Here is a 15,193-nt window from a genome sequence, read left to right as displayed (position 1 = left end):
CGCCGTGCCCGACGGCGTCCGCCAGACAAGGGGACCACCATGGCGGACACCGCACCTCGCTCGACCTCGCCCGCGCCGACTCCGTCGGGTGCGGTGATGACGCACCGCCAGATCCTCTTCGTGATCTTCGGCCTGATGGCGGGGATGTTCCTGTCCTCGCTCGACCAGACGATCGTCGGCACGTCGATGCGCACGATCGCCGACGACCTCGACGGCCTCTCGCAGCAGGCGTGGGTCACCACCGCCTACCTGATCGTCTCGACGATCGCGACGCCCATCTACGGCAAGCTCTCCGACATCTTCGGGAGGCGCCCGCTCTACCTGATCGCGATCGTCCTGTTCCTGATCGGCTCGCTCCTCGCCGGATTCGCGACCTCGATGCTCGGACTCGCCGGCTTCCGCGCCGTGCAGGGCCTCGGCGCCGGCGGCCTGATGTCGCTCGCCCTCACCGTGATGGGCGACATCCTGCCCCCGCGCGAGCGCGCCAAGTACCAGGGCTACTTCCTCGCCGTGTTCGGAGTCTCGAGCGTCGTCGGTCCGCTGATCGGCGGCCTCCTGGCCGGCACCCCCGAGATCCTCTTCATCACCGGCTGGCGCTGGGTGTTCCTCATCAACCTGCCGATCGGCGCGGTCGCGCTGTTCATCGTCGTGCGGTTCCTGCACCTCCCCAAGCCCGCCGGCAAGCGCTCGGTGCGGATCGACTGGTGGGGCGCGTCGCTCGTCATCATCGCCGCGGGCCCGCTGCTCCTGATCGCCGAGCAGGGCCGCGAGTGGGGCTGGGGCTCCCCCATCGCCTGGGTCTGCTACATCGTCGGTGCGCTCGGCATCGTCGGCTTCATCGCGGCCGAGCGGATGATGGGCGACGACGCGCTGATCCCGCTCAAGCTCTTCCGCTCGCCGACCTTCTCGATGGCCACGATCCTGGGCGTCCTCGTCGGCTTCGGCATGTTCGGCGGGATGATGACGATCCCGCTGTACCTGCAGCTCGTCAACGGCGCGACGCCGACCGAGTCGGGCTTTTTGATGCTGCCGATGATCCTCGGCCTGATGATCGCCTCGATCGTCTCGGGCCAGATCATCTCGCGCACCGGCCGCTACCGCGCGTTCCCGATCATCGGCACGTTCTTCATGTCGGCCGCGTTCTTCTACTTCACCTTCGTGAGCATCGACAAGCCGGTGATCTTCATGATGGGAGGCATGCTGATGCTGGGCCTGGGCCTCGGCCAGATGATGCAGACCCTCACGCTGGCGTCGCAGAACTCGGTCGACGTGGCCAACATGGGTGTGGCGACGAGCGCCTCCACGTTCTTCCGCCAGATCGGCGGCACCCTGGGCACGGCCGTCATCTTCTCGGTACTGTTCAGCCGCATCCCCGAGACGATCGCCGCCGCCTTCAAGAACCCGACGATCGCCGCGAACCTGCAGGCCGCCGTCGCCGACCCGGCCATCGCGGCCGACCCGGCGAACGCGACCATCCTGAAGCTCCTGCAGTCGCAGGACTCCTCGGCGATCGGCTCGGCGCTCGACGGCGACACGTCGTTCCTCAACACCGCCGACAAGGCGCTGTCGGCGCCGTTCCTCACTGGATTCAACGACGCCACCGTCACAGTGTTCTCGGTCGCCCTCGGTGTGGTGCTCCTGGCGTTCGTGCTCTCGTGGTTCCTCAAGACCCCGCCGCTGCGGGCGAAGTCGGCCATGCAGGAGGCGCACGACCTCGCCGGAGAGGAAGCGGCCGCCGAGCTCCGACGCACCGATCCGCAGCTCGCCGCCCGCGCGGGTGCCGACCTCGCCGCGGGGAGCATCGAGCCCGACGTCCGGACCGACACCGTGCGCACGGTCGGCTCGCCCCGCTCGGACGAGACCGGGGACGACCGCCGGAGCTGACCGCTCGGCCGGTCGTGCCCGGATCCGGCGTCCGGCACGTTCCCGGCCGGGCACGAGAGAGCGCTCCACGGACGCCTTAGGATGGCGGTAACAGCCGAAGGAGTCCGCCATGAGCGTTGCCCCCACCCCCGCCACCGAGACGCCGAGCCTCGAGGAGCAGATCGCCAGGGCCGACCGCCTCGCCGTGCGCGACTGGCCCGTCGGCTTCCTCTGGGGCTCCGCGACCGCGGCTGCCCAGATCGAGGGCGCCGGTCACGAGGGCGGCAAGGAGGACAGCATCTGGGACGCGTTCTCTCGGGTCCCCGGAGCCGTCGCGAAGGGCGACACCCCCGAGGTAGCCGTCGACCACTACCACCGCATGCCCGCCGACGTGCAGCTGATGAAGGAGCTCGGCCTCGGCTCCTACCGCTTCTCGGTGAGCTGGTCGCGGGTGAAGCCCGGCGACCGCGGCCTGAACCCCGAGGGCCTCGACTTCTACTCCCGACTGGTCGACGAGCTGCTCGCGGCCGGCATCCTGCCCTGGCTGACGCTCTACCACTGGGATCTCCCGCAGGCCGTCGAAGACAGGGGCGGCTGGGCCAGCCGCGACACGGCCGAGCGCTTCCGCGACTACGCGGAGGCCGTCTACGCGAGCCTCGGCGATCGGGTGCAGCACTGGACGACCTTCAACGAGCCGTTCTGCTCCACGCTGCTGTCCTACGGAGCGGGCATCCACGCCCCCGGAGTGATCTCGCAGCAGGCGGCACTCGCCGCGGTGCACCACACCCACCTCGCGCACGGCCTCGCGGTGTCGACGCTCCGGGAGCTCGGCGCCCAGAACCTCGGGATCACGCTCAACCTCTCGAACGCCGTCCCCGACAACCCCGAGGACGAGGTCGACCTCGACGCCGCCCGCCGCTTCGACGCGCTGCAGAACCGGATCTTCCTCGACCCGCTCCTGCGCGGCGAGTACCCGGAGGACCTCCTCGAGGACGTCGCGGGGCTCGGACTCGACGAGCTGATCGCCGACGGCGACCTCGACCTCATCTCGCTCCCGCTCGACTTCCTCGGAGTGAACCACTACCACGACGACAACGTCTCGGGTCACCCGCTGCCCGAGGGCGCCGAGGACTTCGAGCAGGCCACCGACCGCGAGATCGGCTCGCCGTGGGTCGGCTCCGAGTTCCTCACCTTCCCCTCCCGCGGCCTGCCGCGCACCGCGATGGACTGGGAGGTCAATCCCGACGGCCTGCGCTACCTGCTGACCCGACTGGGCCTGGAGTACGAGAACCTGCCTCCGCTGTACGTCACCGAGAACGGCGCCGCCTACGACGACGTCGTCGAGGGCGGACGGATCCACGACGCCGACCGCACGCAGTACGTCCTCGACCACGTCGAGAAGGTCGCCGACGCGATCGACCAGGGCGCCGACGTCCGCGGCTACTTCGTCTGGTCCCTCCTGGACAACTACGAGTGGGCCTGGGGCTACGAGAAGCGGTTCGGGATCGTGCGGGTCGACTACGACTCCCAGGAGCGCACCGTGAAGGACTCGGGCCTGGTCTACTCCCGCCTCATCGGCGGCACCGCCGCCGAAGCGCTGGGCTAGGCCGTGAGCGAGCTCCCGTCGGCCAGGGGCGCGGGCCGGTCGCCGACACTCGAGATGGTGGCGGCGCGCGCCGGTGTGTCGCGGGCGACCGTGTCGCGGGTGGTCAACCGCGCTCCCCAGGTCGCCGCCGAGATCGTCGCCGCCGTCGAGAAGGCGATCGGCGAGCTCGACTACGTGCCCAATCGCGCAGCGCGGATGCTCGCCTCCCGCCGGACGCAGTCGATCGCTCTGATCGTGCCGGAGTCGACCGCGCGCGTCTTCGCCGACCCCTTCTTCGCCTCGATCGTGCAGGGCGCGGCCATGCGGCTGGCCGACACCGACTACACGCTCTCGATGCTGATCGCCTCCGAGACGGACGGCGAGAAGACGAGGCGCTACCTCCTCGGCGGCAACGTCGACGGTGCACTGGTGGTCTCGCACCACTCCGGCGACCACTCCTACGCGGCGCTCTCCGGCTCGCTCCCGCTCGTCTTCGGCGGCCGCCCGCTGTCGCCGGACGAGCGCGGCTCCTACTACGTCGACGTCGACAACGCCGAGGGGGCGGCCGTCGCGACCGCGCACCTCATCGAGCGCGGCCGCCGGAGGATCGCGACGATCGCAGGTCCGGCCGACATGCCCCCGGGTGTCGACCGGCTCATCGGCTGGCGGAGTGCGCTCACCGACGCGGGCCTCGACGACGGCCTGGTCGAGTGGGGCGACTTCTCGCCCGACAGCGGGGCGGAGGCGATGCGCCGCCTCCTCGAGCGCGACGCCGGCCTCGACGGGGTGTTCGCCGCCAACGACCAGATGGCCGTCGGCGCCTACGCGGCACTCCGGGAGGCGGGCCGCCGCATCCCGGAGGACGTCGCGGTCGTCGGCTTCGACGACGACATGTTCGCCCGCACCGCGGTCCCGGCCCTGAGCACGGTGCGCCAGATCCCCGTCGAGCTCGGCGCGCGCATGGCCGAGCTGCTGACGGCGCGCATCGAAGGCGAGCCCGTCGAGCACCGCACCCTGATGCCCACCGAGCTGATCGTGCGCGCCAGCTCCTGACGCGACCGGCGCGGGGGTAGGTCTCGGCTGGCTGAGCGAACGCGAGTGTCCAAGAGTTGTCGCACTCGGAGGCGACTGCGACAACTTCCGGACAGCGGCCGGCGGGCACCATCTGCGGGTCACGGCCGCCACCCGTGGGCCGAGAGCGCCTGCTTCACTTCGGAGACCGTCCGCGACCTCCCGCGTCCGAGCCCTTCAGCGCGGACGACGACGATGATCCATCCCGCGAGCTGAAGGCGGAGGGACCTCTCCCGATCGCGCGCGAACTGCGCGTCGTCCGTCCGATGCTGACCGCCGTCGTACTCGGCGAGCACCTTCCATCGGCGGAAGACGAGGTCGCCGACCGCGATGAGCACGCCGCCGTCCCAGATCTCCGCATTCACCTCCGGCGCGGGGAGGCCTGCTTCATGCAAGAGCGACCGGAGCCATGTCTCTCGGCGCGACGCCGCACGCGTCGATGCGAGATGCAGGGCTTCGAGGAGGCGCTTCCTCCCGCGGCCCCGGAAGCCTTCCAGACGTGCCTCCAGTTCGGACAGCGTGGTGTAGGGCCGGTCGTCCGTCCGGCTCTCGTACCGCGGCGCCAAGAGCAGGTGGTCGGCTGCTGCGAGGAGGTCGCGATCCGTCAGCAGCGTTGCCAGGGTCATCCAGGTGGTCGCCGCAGTCAGCACCGGCATGCCCCAGCGCTCGACGACCTCGACATGCTCTGCGCCGAGCGTGTGCCCGACGACGCCGCGGGTTCGTGGCGGCCGGTGCGGGACGAGTGCCCCGACATGGATCGGGTCGTCCTCAGCCGATCGCGACGGCAGGGGAACGCCCCAAATCTCCGCCGCCGTGAGGTGCGAGTAGAACTGGGTGGGGCGCAGGCGCGGGCGGTACGCGCGAGCGCGGTCCAGGTGCGTGATCGGGAGCACAGAGGTCCGGACTCCGTGGAAAGGGCTGGCAAGACGCGGGGACCTCAGCTGGGCATCGGTCACTCCCTTCTGGAGCGCCTCGCGTCGAGTGAAGGTGCCGAGGTCGATGCCTGTCATGCGGACGAGGATGCCCGCTCGATCAGACACCTCGACCGCCCCGCATCGCTTCGGGGGACGCCTTGCCGATCTTCGTGCTGGGGAGGAGCGTCAGGTCATTCGACTGTCCGGAAGTTGTCGCACTCGACGTCGAGTGCGACAACTCTTGGACTCTCAACGAGCCGGGTCGAGAGCAGGAGCGAGAGTCAGGGCACGAGCGGGGCGAGGAACGAGGCGTCAGAGGAAGAGCGGGGCCGGGTCGAGGGAGGCGAAGCGGCGGCGCATGACGGCGATCGCGTCGGCGTGCTCGTCGACGAGGACGAAGCGGCGGCCGAGGGCGTGCGCGACCGCGCCGGTCGTCCCGGAGCCGGCGAAGAAGTCGAGCACGGCGTCGCCCTCGCGACTCGAGGCCTGCACGATGCGCCGGAGGATCCCCTCCGGCTTCTGGGTCGGGTACCCGGTCTTCTCCCGTCCCGTCGGCGAGACGATCGTGTGCCACCAGACGTCGGTCGGGCGCTTGCCGAGCGCTGCCTTCTCGGGCGTCACGAGGCCGGGAGCCATGTAGGGCTCGCGATCGACGGCGACGGAGTCGAAGTGGTAGCCGCGCGGATCCTTCACGTAGACGAGGATCGTGTCGTGCTTGGTCGGCCAGCGCCGGGTCGCCTTCGCCCCGTAGTCGTAGGCCCAGATGATCTCGTTGAGGAAGCACTCGCGCCCGAACAGCGCGTCGAGGAGCACCTTCGCGTAGTGCGCCTCCCGGTAGTCGAGGTGCAGGTAGAGCGTGCCGTCGTCGGCGAGCAGCCGCCAGGCCTCCGCCAGCCGCGGCTCGAGGAACGACCAGTAGTCGTCGAAGCGGTCGTCGTAGCGCAGGAGGTCGCCGCGGATGCGGTCGTAGGTGCGGCCCTTGAACCCCGCGATCGAGCCCGTCGCCGAGCGGACGGAGGTGGTCGAGGTCCTGACCTGCGCCCGCCCGGTGTTGAACGGCGGGTCGAGGTACACGACGGTGAACGACCCGTCGGCGAGCTGCGGCAGGACCTCGAGGTTCTCGGCGTGGATCACCGCGCTCCGCCGTGTCAGGAGGTCGTCCGCGATGTCGATCGTCCTGGCCATCCCGCAAGTGTGCCAGTGCGCCGGCGCGCAGCCGACACGCCGACGGGCCCGGACGGACGCTGAGCCGACCCCCGGAGGCTCCGGCGTAGAGTGACGCGATGATCTCCGAAGTGCGCCACGACGAGGACCGCTCCCGCTACACGCTGTGGGTCGACGGCGAGAACGTCGGCCTTGCGGACTACGCCCTCCGCGGTCGCGACGTCGTCTTCCTCCACACCGAGATCGCGCCCGAGCACCGGCACGAGGGGCTCGGCGACCGCCTCGTCGAGGCGGCCCTCGACGACGCCCACGAGCGCTTCGGCGCCCACGTCGTCCCCGTCTGCCCGTTCGTCGCGGAGTTCATCGCCGACCACCCCGACTACCAGGAGCTCCTCGCGAGCTGAGCCCGCACCGCCCAGGTCTCAGGGCGACGCCGACTCAGGGGACCCGGCGCAGCCACTCCGGGGTCGAGTACTTCGAGCGCACGAGCTCCTCGGCCTCCGCGTACTCCTCTGCGGTCAGCTCCCCCGCCGTCCCCCCGTGCAGCTGCACGAACGTCGCCTTCATCCGCTCGATGATCTCGGCCCGGCTGAGCCCCGTCTGGCTGCGCAGCGGGTCGACCCGCTTCACGGCGGAGGCGATCCCCTTGTCGGAGAGCTTCTCGCGGCCGATCCGCAGCACCTGCACCATCTTCTCGGCGTCGATGTCGTAGCTCATCGTCACGTGGTGCAGGACCGCGCCGGACCCGAGGCGCTTCTGCGCGGCTCCGCCGATCTTGCCCGACGGCGAGGTGATGTCGTTGAGGGGCTGGTAGACGGCGTCGATGCCGAGCGACTGCAGGGCGATGACGGCCCACTCGTCGAGGAAGGCGTAGGAGTCGGCGAAGGTCAGCCCCTGCACCAGGTCGCCGGGGACGTAGAGCGAGTAGGTGACGACGCTGCCCGCCTCCATGAACATCGCACCGCCGCCCGAGATGCGGCGGACCACCTCGACCCCGTACTTCTCGGCGTTCTCGAGATCGACCTCGTTGCGCAGCGACTGGAAGCTGCCGATCACGACCGCGGGCTGGTCCCACTCCCAGATGCGCAGCGTCGGCTCGCGTCGGCCCTCGCCGACCGCGGCGGTCAGCACCTCGTCGAGCGCGAGATGCATCGCGGGCGGGACCGCCCTCTCGTGCACGATCCTCCAGTCGTAGTCGCGCCAGCTCGTCGCCTGCTGGAGCGAGCGGCGGATCGCGACGGCGACGGCCTCGGGAGTGAAGCCGAGCAGGACCGCGTCGGCGGGCAGCGCCTGACGGATCGCGGCGGCGATCGTCTTCGCGTCGGACTCGACCGGGAGACCCACGACCGCGCGGTCGATGTCGTCGAGCGCCGTGTCGGGCTCGAGGAAGAAGTCGCCCGCGAGCCGGAAGCCGGAGAACCTCCCGTCGACCACGTCGAGGTCGACGACCACGAGTTTTCCGCCGGGGACCTTGTACTCGCCATGCATGACGCCAGCCTAGGCCGGAGGGGTGACAACGGCCGGGAACCGCTCGTCGAGCCAGGCGATGACCTCGGCGGTCACCTCCGCACGGTTCAGCTCCTGGAACAGCTCGTGCCGCGCCTCCGGGTAGATGCGCACGCTCACGTCGGTGAACCCCGCCCGACGCCGGTAGGCCCGAGCGAGCGCGCGCGCCGACCGCTCGCCGCCGAGGGTGTCCTCGGAGCCGACGACGATCAGCAGCGGCAGCGCGGGCACGATCCGGCGGGCCGGCCGGCCCACGAGCCGGAGCGTCTCGCGGACGCCGATGCGCTGCGCGAGCGGGTCGGTGAAGGTGAGCGGGTCGTCGTGGAACCGCTGCCAGACCTCCGGATCGCGCGAGAGCCACTCGAGCCCGAGCCCGCCGGCCACGCGGTGGCGGCGCGCCAGATCGCCTCCGTTCATGTACCCCGGGAGGCGGTAGGCCGTGCCGCTGAGGATCACCGCCGCGTAGTCGGCCGATCGGCGGTTCATGATCCGCTGCGCCATCAGAGAACCCCAGGAGTGGCCGAGCAGCACGACGGGCACGCCGGGCACCTCGGCGGCGAGCCGGCGGGTGAGGAGGCTGATCGCGTCCTCCGTCGCGCGGAGACCGCCGGGCCCGAGGCGGCCGAGCTGCGTCGCGTCTCCCGCGTGCTGCTGGAGCCCCGTCCGCCCGTGGCCGCGGTGGTCGTCGGCGGCCACCGCGTAGCCGGCGGCGACCAGCGCCTCAGCGAGCTCGAGGTAGCGGCCGGAGTGCTCGCCCACTCCGTGCGCGATCTGGATCACGGCGCGCGGGTGCGGGAGCGCCCAGTGGCGGTAGTGGATCGTCACGCCGTGGGCGTCCTCGTAGGTCCTGTCGACCGCGATGTCGGGCATGGCTCAAGTGTGGCCGACATCGCGACCGGGCCGAGGATCCGGAGCGGCCACCGGCCGGCGAGCGTGACGAAGCGGCTGGGAACTGAGAAGATACTCACGATCGACCCCCGGACGCCGTGCGCGCCCACAGGGATCGTTAGCGTTCAAGCGACGTGCGGACCCGCCGCGACCGTCCCGACCCCTTTCTCGAGCGAGGCCACCCCCCATGACCGTGTCGCCCCTGATCTGGACACTGACGATCGCCTTCATCGTCCTGCTCCTGCTCTTCGACTTCTTCTTCCACGTCCGCAAGGCGCACGAGCCGACGCTCGCGGAGTCGGCGAAGTGGTCGGCGCTCTACGTGGGTATCGCGGTGCTCTTCGGAGTCGGCGTCCTCTGGTTCGGGGGCCCGACGCCCGGTTCCGAGTACTTCGCCGGGTACATCACCGAGAAAGCGCTCTCGGTCGACAACCTGTTCGTCTTCCTGATCATCATGGCCAGCTTCAAGGTGCCGCGCGCCGACCAGCAGAAGGTGCTGCTGTTCGGCATCGTGTTCGCGCTGATCGCCCGCACCGGCTTCATCTTCCTCGGCGCCGCGCTCATCAACTCGTTCGCGTGGATCTTCTACCTGTTCGGCCTGATCCTGCTCCTGACCGCCTTCAACCTGGTGAAGCCCGGCGACGAGCACGCCGGCGACAACGTGATGGTCCGCCTCGCGAAGCGCCTGTTCAAGACGAGCGACAAGTACGACGGCGACAAGTTCTACACGCACATCGACGGCAAGCGCGTCCTCACGCCGATGATCCTGGTCATGGCCGCGATCGGCGGCACCGACATCCTGTTCGCCCTCGACAGCGTCCCCGCGATCTTCGGTCTCACCAATGACGTCTACCTCGTCTTCACGGCGACCGCGTTCTCGCTGCTGGGCCTCCGCCAGCTCTACTTCCTCATCGACGGCCTGCTCGACCGCCTCGTGTACCTCAGCTACGGCCTCGCGGCGATCCTCGCGTTCATCGGCGTGAAGCTGATCCTGCACGCGCTCCACGAGAACAACCTGCCCTTCATCAACAACGGCGAGCACGTCGAGGTCTTCGAGATCGGGACCGGGCTCTCGCTCACGGTCATCATCGGCGTCCTGGTCATCACGGTGATCGCCTCCCTCGTCAGCCCGAAGGGCCGCCGCATGGCGGCCGAGGCCTCGGAGCGCCGCCGCCTCGCCGCCGAGACCGACGCCGACGTGGACGCCACGCACTGAGTCGTCTTGTGCGCCGCGCGGCGGCGCACCGCGGTCGACATGATGAGGTGGTCGCGCTCCAGGGAGCGGGGAGCGCCCGGCTACGCCGATTCGCTGACACGCGAATCGACGGTCCGCCTCGTGGGACACGCTGAATGCACGCGGACGTGATCCGGGGCCTTCGTGCCGACCGGGTCACTCCGCCCGGTACCGGTGCTCGGGCCGCCCCGTCGTCCCGTAGCTGAGGGTCATCTCGACGAGGCCGCGGCCGGCGAGGCCGGAGAGGTAGCGCTGCGCGGTCGCCCGCGAGATGCCGGCCCGCTCCGCGACCTCGAGCGCCGAGAGCTCGGCGCCCGCCTCGCTCAACCGCGCGAGCACCAGCTGCTCGGTCGCCGAGCGTGAGGGCTGGGCGGCCGCGGCATCGCCCGAGTGCAGGATGCGCAGCGCGCGCTCGACCGCCTCCTGATCGGCGACCCCGTCCTCCCGCAGCACGTTTCGGAACCGCACGTAGGCGTCGAGCCGCTCGCCGAGCAGGCGCGCGTCGAACGGCTTGATGAGGTAGCCGAGGGCGCCGGCGTGCAGCGCCCGGCGCACGGTGGCCCCGTCGGAGGCGGCGCTCACCACGAAGGCGTCCGTGTCGAGCTCGCGCAGCAGGGCGATCCCGCTCTGGTCGGGCAGGTGCACGTCGAGCAGCAGCAGGTCCGGGGCGTGCTCGAGCACCGCGGCGCGAGCGGCCCTGGCGGTGTGCACGGGGGGCAGAGCGCGCAGTCCCTGCCGTGCGTCGACGAGATCGGCGTGCAGCTGCGCCACTCGGAAGTCGTCGTCGACCACCAGCACGGTCCGGTCCTCGGTCGCCATCACTCCTCCTCCGTCGGCGGCCGCACGACGCCGGGCAGGCGCGCGCAGAGCACCGCTCCCCCGGAGGCTCCGCCCGCATCCGCCAGCCAGACCGATCCGCCCCGCCGAGCGGCGACCTCGCGGCAGAGCGGCAGGCCGAAACCGCGGCCGTGCACGCTGTCGTCGTCGACGTCGTCTCCTCTCGGTCCGCGCGAGAAGAGCGACTCCGGGTCCGCGACGCCGTCTCCGGAGTCGGCGACCGTGATGAAGAGCGTGCCGCCGTCGTCGAGCAGCTCGACCTCGACGAACCGCACGTCGCGCCGACCCTCCACCGCGGCGCGCACCGCGTTGTCGACCAGGTTGCCGACGACGGTCGCGACGTCCTCCGGCTCGACGACGACTCCGCGCACGAGCGTCTCCTCGCCGAGCGTCAGCAGCACCCCGCGCTCCGCGGCCTCGATGCCCTTCGCGCCGACGAGCGCCTGGAGGTAGGGCTCCTGCAGGCGGTCGGCGTGCTGCACCGGGTACTTCAGCGGTCCGCGCGTCAGGACCTCGCCGAGGTAGTCGCGCGCCGACTCCGTGCGACCCGCGTCCAGCAGACCCGCGACCACGTGCAGCCGGTTGGCGAACTCGTGCCGCTGGACGCGCAGCGCGTTCGTCATGGCGCCCACGGCGTCGAGGCGGCGGCTGAGGGCGGCCAGATCGGTGCGGTCGCGCAGCACGACCACGATGCCCAGATCGCGGTCGCCGCGGGTGACCCTCCTGATGTCGACGTAGACGATGCGGGAGTGGACGACGAAGCCCTCGGCGCCGGCCGCGCGGAACGCCTCGGGTGAGCGGAGTGCGCCCTGGATCGCGTCGGCCAGCGGGACGGGCAGGTCGAGCTCCGCGAGCGCGCGTCCGTGCAGGGCGTTCCCGGTCGGGTCGTCCGAGCCGAGGATCGCGGCGGCACGGGCGTTGCAGACGCCGACGCGCCCGTCGCGGTCGAAGGCGAGGACCCCCTCGTCGACGCCGTCGAGCACGGCCGCCTGGTCCTGCACGAGCGCGGTGAGCTCCTCGGGGGCGAGGCCGAGGGTGAGCCGCAGCAGCCGGCGGCGGATGAAGACGGAGGCGATCGCGGCGAGCGCGAGGCCGGCGAGCGCCGCGGCCAGCACGCCGAGCAGCGCGGTCGGCAGATCGGTGAAGACGCTCGAGCGGGCGAAGCCGATGGAGACCTCGCCGACGACGGGCGCCGACGACTCCGGCCCGTAGACCGGCACCTTCGCCCGCGCCGACTCGCCGAGCGTGCCGGTGCCCCACGAGACCGTCTCGCGGCCGGCGAGCGCCTCCTCGGGACTCGTCGACACCACCTCGCCGAGGCGCTCGGGATCGGGGTGGGCCAGCCTGATCCCCTGATCGTCGGTGATCACGACGAAGAGCGCGCCCGTGCGCTCCTCGACCGCCTCCGCCGCGCGCTCGAGCACCCCGTCCTGCAGCTCCTGGCGCGTGGGGGTGCCGGGGTCGGCCGAGGAGGCGGCGACGGCGGAGCGGATCTCGGAGTCCGTCGCGACGGTCCGCGCGATGGCGAGCGCCGTCTCCTCCGCCTCCCCGCGCAGCTGCTGCACGCTCAGCGCGGTCACGAGCCCTGCGCAGACCAGCACCGCGGCCGAGACGGTCGCGAGCTGGAGCACGAGGACGTGGGTCGCGAAGCGCATCCGGCCTCCTCGCCGCAGGGTCTGCGCAGAATGCGCAGAACCCACACTATGCGCAGATCGCGCGGTAATGAGCGATACCCGGAGGCGGCCCCGCCCGCTCCCTAGGGTGTCCACGACCCGGAGAGCCCCACCGGGAGGCGCACGCACCACGACGAAGGAGTCAGCTGTGTTGGTAGTACTCGGTTTCACGATGATCCTGGCCTTCATGGCCCTGATCATGACCAAGCGGCTGACGCCGATGGTCGCCCTGATCGTCGTGCCGACGATCTTCGGGCTCTTCGCCGGCGCAGGTCTGGGCATCGGCGACATGGTGCTGGAGGCGATCGGCAGCCTCGCCCCGACCGCCGCGCTGCTGATGTTCGCGATCATGTACTTCGGGATCATGATCGACGTCGGGCTCTTCGACCCGCTGATCCGCTTCATCGTCCGCGCGCTCGGCGACGACCCGGCCAAGGTCGTGCTCGGCACGGCGCTGCTCGCCGGGGCGGTCTCGCTCGACGGCGACGGCTCGACCACCTTCATCGTGACGACCGCGGCGATGCTGCCGATCTACCTCCGCCTCGGGATGAACCCGGTCGTGCTGACCTGCGTCGCCGGCCTCGCCAACGGCACCCTCAACATCGTCCCCTGGGGCGGACCGACCGTGCGCGCCGCCGCCGCCCTGCAGGTCTCGCCGAGCGACATCTTCGTGCCGATGCTCCCCTCCCTCGCGGTGGGCCTGGTGGTCACCCTGGTCTTCGCGTGGTTCCTCGGGCTCGGCGAGCGCCGCCGCCTGGGCTCGCTCGCCCTCGCCGAGCCGATGCTCGAGCGCGAGGTCGTCGGAGCCGGTCGGGGCTCGGCGCGCACCGGCGGTCTCGCCGCCTTCACCGGCGGCATCCGCACCGTCGCCCGCGAGCGCTTCTCGTTCCTCAGAGGGCCGGAGTCGCTGCGCGGCGCCCAGGTCGCCGTCGCCGCCCGCGTCCAGGCCGACGACGCCGACACCGCGATGGCCGACACGATGCTCGACCCCGAGCGCGAGACGCTGCGTCCGAAGCTCATCTGGGTCAACCTCGTGCTCACCCTCGCCGTGATGACGCTCCTCGTGGCCGACATCCTCCCGCTCGCCTACGTCTTCATGATCGGCTCGGCGGTCGCGCTGCTGATCAACTTCCCGAAGCTGAAGGATCAGGCCTCCGAGATCGTCAAGCACGCGCCGAGCATCGTCGGCGTGGTCTCTATGGTCCTGGCGGCGGGCGTGCTGATCGGCGTGCTCAACGGCACCGGCATGGTCGACGCGATGGCGGAGTGGGTCGTCGACGTCATCCCGCCGGCGCTCGGACCGTTCCTCGCCGTGATCACCGGCATCCTGAGCATCCCGATGACGTTCTTCATGTCGAACGACGCCTTCTACTACGGGATCCTCCCGGTGCTGTCCGAGAGCGCCGCCAACTACGGCATCGACCCGGTCGAGATGGCGCGCGCCTCGATCACCGGGCAGCCGGTGCACCTGCAGAGCCCGCTCGTGCCGGCCATCCTGCTGCTGGTGTCGCTGGCCGCGGTCAACCTCGGCGACCACCACCGCAAGGTGCTGTGGCGCGCGGTGGTCGTCTCGCTGGTGATGCTCGCGGTCGGCGTCCTGGTCGGCGCGATCCCGTTCGGCTGAGCCCGGCTACAGCAGCGGCGCGATGTTCTCGACCCAGACGTCGGTGCCGAGCTTCAGGATCAGCGCGCCGACGACCACGAGGAACGCGATCCGGATGAAGCGGCTGCCCTTCGCGACCGCCATCCGCGAGCCGAGGTAGGCGCCCGCCACGTTGGCCAGGCCCATGAACAGGCCGAGCACCCAGATCACGTGACCGCCCGGGATGAAGTAGAGCAGCGCCCCGAGGTTCGTCGCCACGTTCACGATCTTCGCCTTCGCGCTGGCGAGGAGGAAGTCGTACCCGAGGGCCGTGATCAGCGCGATGATCAGGAACGTCCCGGTCCCGGGGCCGATCAGCCCGTCGTAGAAGCCGATCACGAGGCCGAGCACCGCGGCGGTCACGAGATGCCGTCGGCCCGCGTGCTTCAGCGCCGTCGCGGCGCCCATCGCCGGCCGGGCGAGGGTGACCACGGCGACGACGACGAGCGCCACGACGATGATCGGCTTGAAGACGGAGGCGGGCAGCAGCCCCGCGAGCGTCGCGCCTCCGTAGCTGCCCCCGAGGGCGACGGCCGCCATCGGCAGGGCCGTCCGCAGGTCGGGCCTCGCCCGGCGGTAGAAGGTGATCGCGCTGGTCGTCGTGCCGAAGATCGAGGCGAGCTTGTTCGTCGCGAGGGCCTGCACCGGCGAGATCCCCGGCACGAGCAGCAGCGCCGGGAGCTGGAGCAGGCCGCCCCCGCCCACCACCGCGTCGATCCAGCCGGCGGCGAAGGCCGCGAGGATCATCAGCGCGATGATCGGCGGACCGAGATCGGAGGTGAGGCTCAGCATCGGGGACGAGCGTACGCGAGCGGT

General features: G+C 71.0%; 13 protein-coding genes. 6 read left to right on the top strand and 7 right to left on the bottom strand.

Annotated elements, in window-relative coordinates:
- Window positions 1-39: 39 nt before the first annotated feature.
- The 3 genes from B9Y99_RS02115 (at window position 40) to B9Y99_RS02105 (ending at window position 4,501) form a co-directional block, all read left to right on the top strand.
- Window positions 40-1,884 carry an MDR family MFS transporter gene (locus tag B9Y99_RS02115; protein ID WP_244274745.1) on the top strand — a complete coding sequence of 615 codons (1,845 nt, stop codon included), beginning with the start codon at window positions 40-42 and terminating at the stop codon, window positions 1,882-1,884.
- Between the two features lie 109 nt (window positions 1,885-1,993).
- Window positions 1,994-3,469: a GH1 family beta-glucosidase gene (locus tag B9Y99_RS02110; protein WP_085474949.1), complete on the top strand. Its 1,476-nt coding sequence runs from the start codon at window positions 1,994-1,996 to the stop codon at window positions 3,467-3,469.
- Between the two features lie 54 nt (window positions 3,470-3,523).
- Complete coding sequence (locus tag B9Y99_RS02105; RefSeq protein WP_085474948.1) at window positions 3,524-4,501, top strand: LacI family DNA-binding transcriptional regulator; 978 nt, start codon at window positions 3,524-3,526, stop codon at window positions 4,499-4,501.
- Between the two features lie 119 nt (window positions 4,502-4,620).
- Here B9Y99_RS02105 and B9Y99_RS02100 read toward each other — a convergent pair whose 3' ends face one another.
- Both B9Y99_RS02100 and B9Y99_RS02095 read right to left on the bottom strand, forming a co-directional pair.
- Entirely contained in the window at window positions 4,621-5,475 is an 855-nt protein-coding gene (locus tag B9Y99_RS02100) for a hypothetical protein (protein ID WP_208856875.1), read from the bottom strand.
- Window positions 5,476-5,745: 270 nt separating this feature from the next.
- On the bottom strand, window positions 5,746-6,618 hold the full coding sequence (locus B9Y99_RS02095) for a DNA-methyltransferase (RefSeq protein ID WP_085474946.1): 873 nt from the start codon (window positions 6,616-6,618) through the stop codon (window positions 5,746-5,748).
- A gap of 98 nt (window positions 6,619-6,716) precedes the next feature.
- Here B9Y99_RS02095 and B9Y99_RS02090 point away from each other — a divergent pair, with 98 nt between their 5' ends.
- Window positions 6,717-7,001 (top strand): GNAT family N-acetyltransferase, encoded by a 285-nt coding sequence (locus B9Y99_RS02090; protein ID WP_085474945.1) that lies wholly within the window; start codon window positions 6,717-6,719, stop codon window positions 6,999-7,001.
- 34 nt (window positions 7,002-7,035) lie between these two features.
- On the opposite strand, the gene lplAB is transcribed toward B9Y99_RS02090, so the two are convergent.
- Both lplAB and B9Y99_RS02080 read right to left on the bottom strand, forming a co-directional pair.
- Window positions 7,036-8,085 (bottom strand): lipoate-protein ligase LplAB, encoded by a 1,050-nt coding sequence (gene lplAB, locus B9Y99_RS02085; protein WP_085474944.1) that lies wholly within the window; start codon window positions 8,083-8,085, stop codon window positions 7,036-7,038.
- A gap of 9 nt (window positions 8,086-8,094) precedes the next feature.
- Window positions 8,095-8,973, bottom strand: coding sequence for an alpha/beta fold hydrolase (locus tag B9Y99_RS02080; protein ID WP_085474943.1), 879 nt, complete (start codon window positions 8,971-8,973; stop codon window positions 8,095-8,097).
- Window positions 8,974-9,178: 205 nt separating this feature from the next.
- Between B9Y99_RS02080 and B9Y99_RS02075 the strand changes: the two genes are divergently transcribed.
- Window positions 9,179-10,207 carry a TerC family protein gene (locus B9Y99_RS02075; protein WP_085474942.1) on the top strand — a complete coding sequence of 343 codons (1,029 nt, stop codon included), beginning with the start codon at window positions 9,179-9,181 and terminating at the stop codon, window positions 10,205-10,207.
- A 174-nt stretch (window positions 10,208-10,381) separates the two neighbouring features.
- On the opposite strand, the gene B9Y99_RS02070 is transcribed toward B9Y99_RS02075, so the two are convergent.
- Both B9Y99_RS02070 and B9Y99_RS02065 read right to left on the bottom strand, forming a co-directional pair.
- Complete coding sequence (locus B9Y99_RS02070) at window positions 10,382-11,044, bottom strand: response regulator (RefSeq protein WP_085474941.1); 663 nt, start codon at window positions 11,042-11,044, stop codon at window positions 10,382-10,384.
- Window positions 11,044-12,717: a sensor histidine kinase gene (locus B9Y99_RS02065; protein WP_085474940.1), complete on the bottom strand. Its 1,674-nt coding sequence runs from the start codon at window positions 12,715-12,717 to the stop codon at window positions 11,044-11,046. The genes B9Y99_RS02070 and B9Y99_RS02065 overlap by 1 nt, the downstream gene beginning before the upstream one ends.
- A gap of 190 nt (window positions 12,718-12,907) precedes the next feature.
- Between B9Y99_RS02065 and B9Y99_RS02060 the strand changes: the two genes are divergently transcribed.
- Window positions 12,908-14,359, top strand: a complete 1,452-nt coding sequence (locus tag B9Y99_RS02060) for a CitMHS family transporter (RefSeq protein WP_244274819.1) — start codon at window positions 12,908-12,910, stop codon at window positions 14,357-14,359.
- A gap of 6 nt (window positions 14,360-14,365) precedes the next feature.
- Here the strand turns inward: B9Y99_RS02060 and B9Y99_RS02055 are convergent, their stop codons facing one another.
- Window positions 14,366-15,169, bottom strand: a complete 804-nt coding sequence (locus B9Y99_RS02055; protein WP_085474938.1) for a TSUP family transporter — start codon at window positions 15,167-15,169, stop codon at window positions 14,366-14,368.
- Between the last annotated feature and the right edge of the window lie 24 nt (window positions 15,170-15,193).

Origin of the sequence: Rathayibacter oskolensis, from assembly GCF_900177245.1 — a bacterium.
GTDB lineage: Bacteria > Actinomycetota > Actinomycetes > Actinomycetales > Microbacteriaceae > Rathayibacter > Rathayibacter oskolensis.
This window is presented reverse-complemented; position numbering and strand designations above follow the sequence as displayed.

Excerpts from the sequence above, each read along its gene's own strand:
- B9Y99_RS02115 (WP_244274745.1), top strand. The coding sequence starts at position 40 with ATGGCGGACACCGCACCTCGCTCGACCTCGCCCGCGCCGACTCCGTCG.
- B9Y99_RS02110 (WP_085474949.1), top strand. The coding sequence starts at position 1,994 with ATGAGCGTTGCCCCCACCCCCGCCACCGAGACGCCGAGCCTCGAGGAG.
- B9Y99_RS02105 (WP_085474948.1), top strand. The coding sequence starts at position 3,524 with ATGGTGGCGGCGCGCGCCGGTGTGTCGCGGGCGACCGTGTCGCGGGTG.
- B9Y99_RS02095 (WP_085474946.1), bottom strand. The coding sequence starts at position 6,618 with ATGGCCAGGACGATCGACATCGCGGACGACCTCCTGACACGGCGGAGC.
- B9Y99_RS02090 (WP_085474945.1), top strand. The coding sequence starts at position 6,717 with ATGATCTCCGAAGTGCGCCACGACGAGGACCGCTCCCGCTACACGCTG.
- lplAB (WP_085474944.1), bottom strand. The coding sequence starts at position 8,085 with ATGCATGGCGAGTACAAGGTCCCCGGCGGAAAACTCGTGGTCGTCGAC.
- B9Y99_RS02080 (WP_085474943.1), bottom strand. The coding sequence starts at position 8,973 with ATGCCCGACATCGCGGTCGACAGGACCTACGAGGACGCCCACGGCGTG.
- B9Y99_RS02075 (WP_085474942.1), top strand. The coding sequence starts at position 9,179 with ATGACCGTGTCGCCCCTGATCTGGACACTGACGATCGCCTTCATCGTC.
- B9Y99_RS02070 (WP_085474941.1), bottom strand. The coding sequence starts at position 11,044 with ATGGCGACCGAGGACCGGACCGTGCTGGTGGTCGACGACGACTTCCGA.
- B9Y99_RS02065 (WP_085474940.1), bottom strand. The coding sequence starts at position 12,717 with ATGCGCTTCGCGACCCACGTCCTCGTGCTCCAGCTCGCGACCGTCTCG.
- B9Y99_RS02060 (WP_244274819.1), top strand. The coding sequence starts at position 12,908 with ATGATCCTGGCCTTCATGGCCCTGATCATGACCAAGCGGCTGACGCCG.
- B9Y99_RS02055 (WP_085474938.1), bottom strand. The coding sequence starts at position 15,169 with ATGCTGAGCCTCACCTCCGATCTCGGTCCGCCGATCATCGCGCTGATG.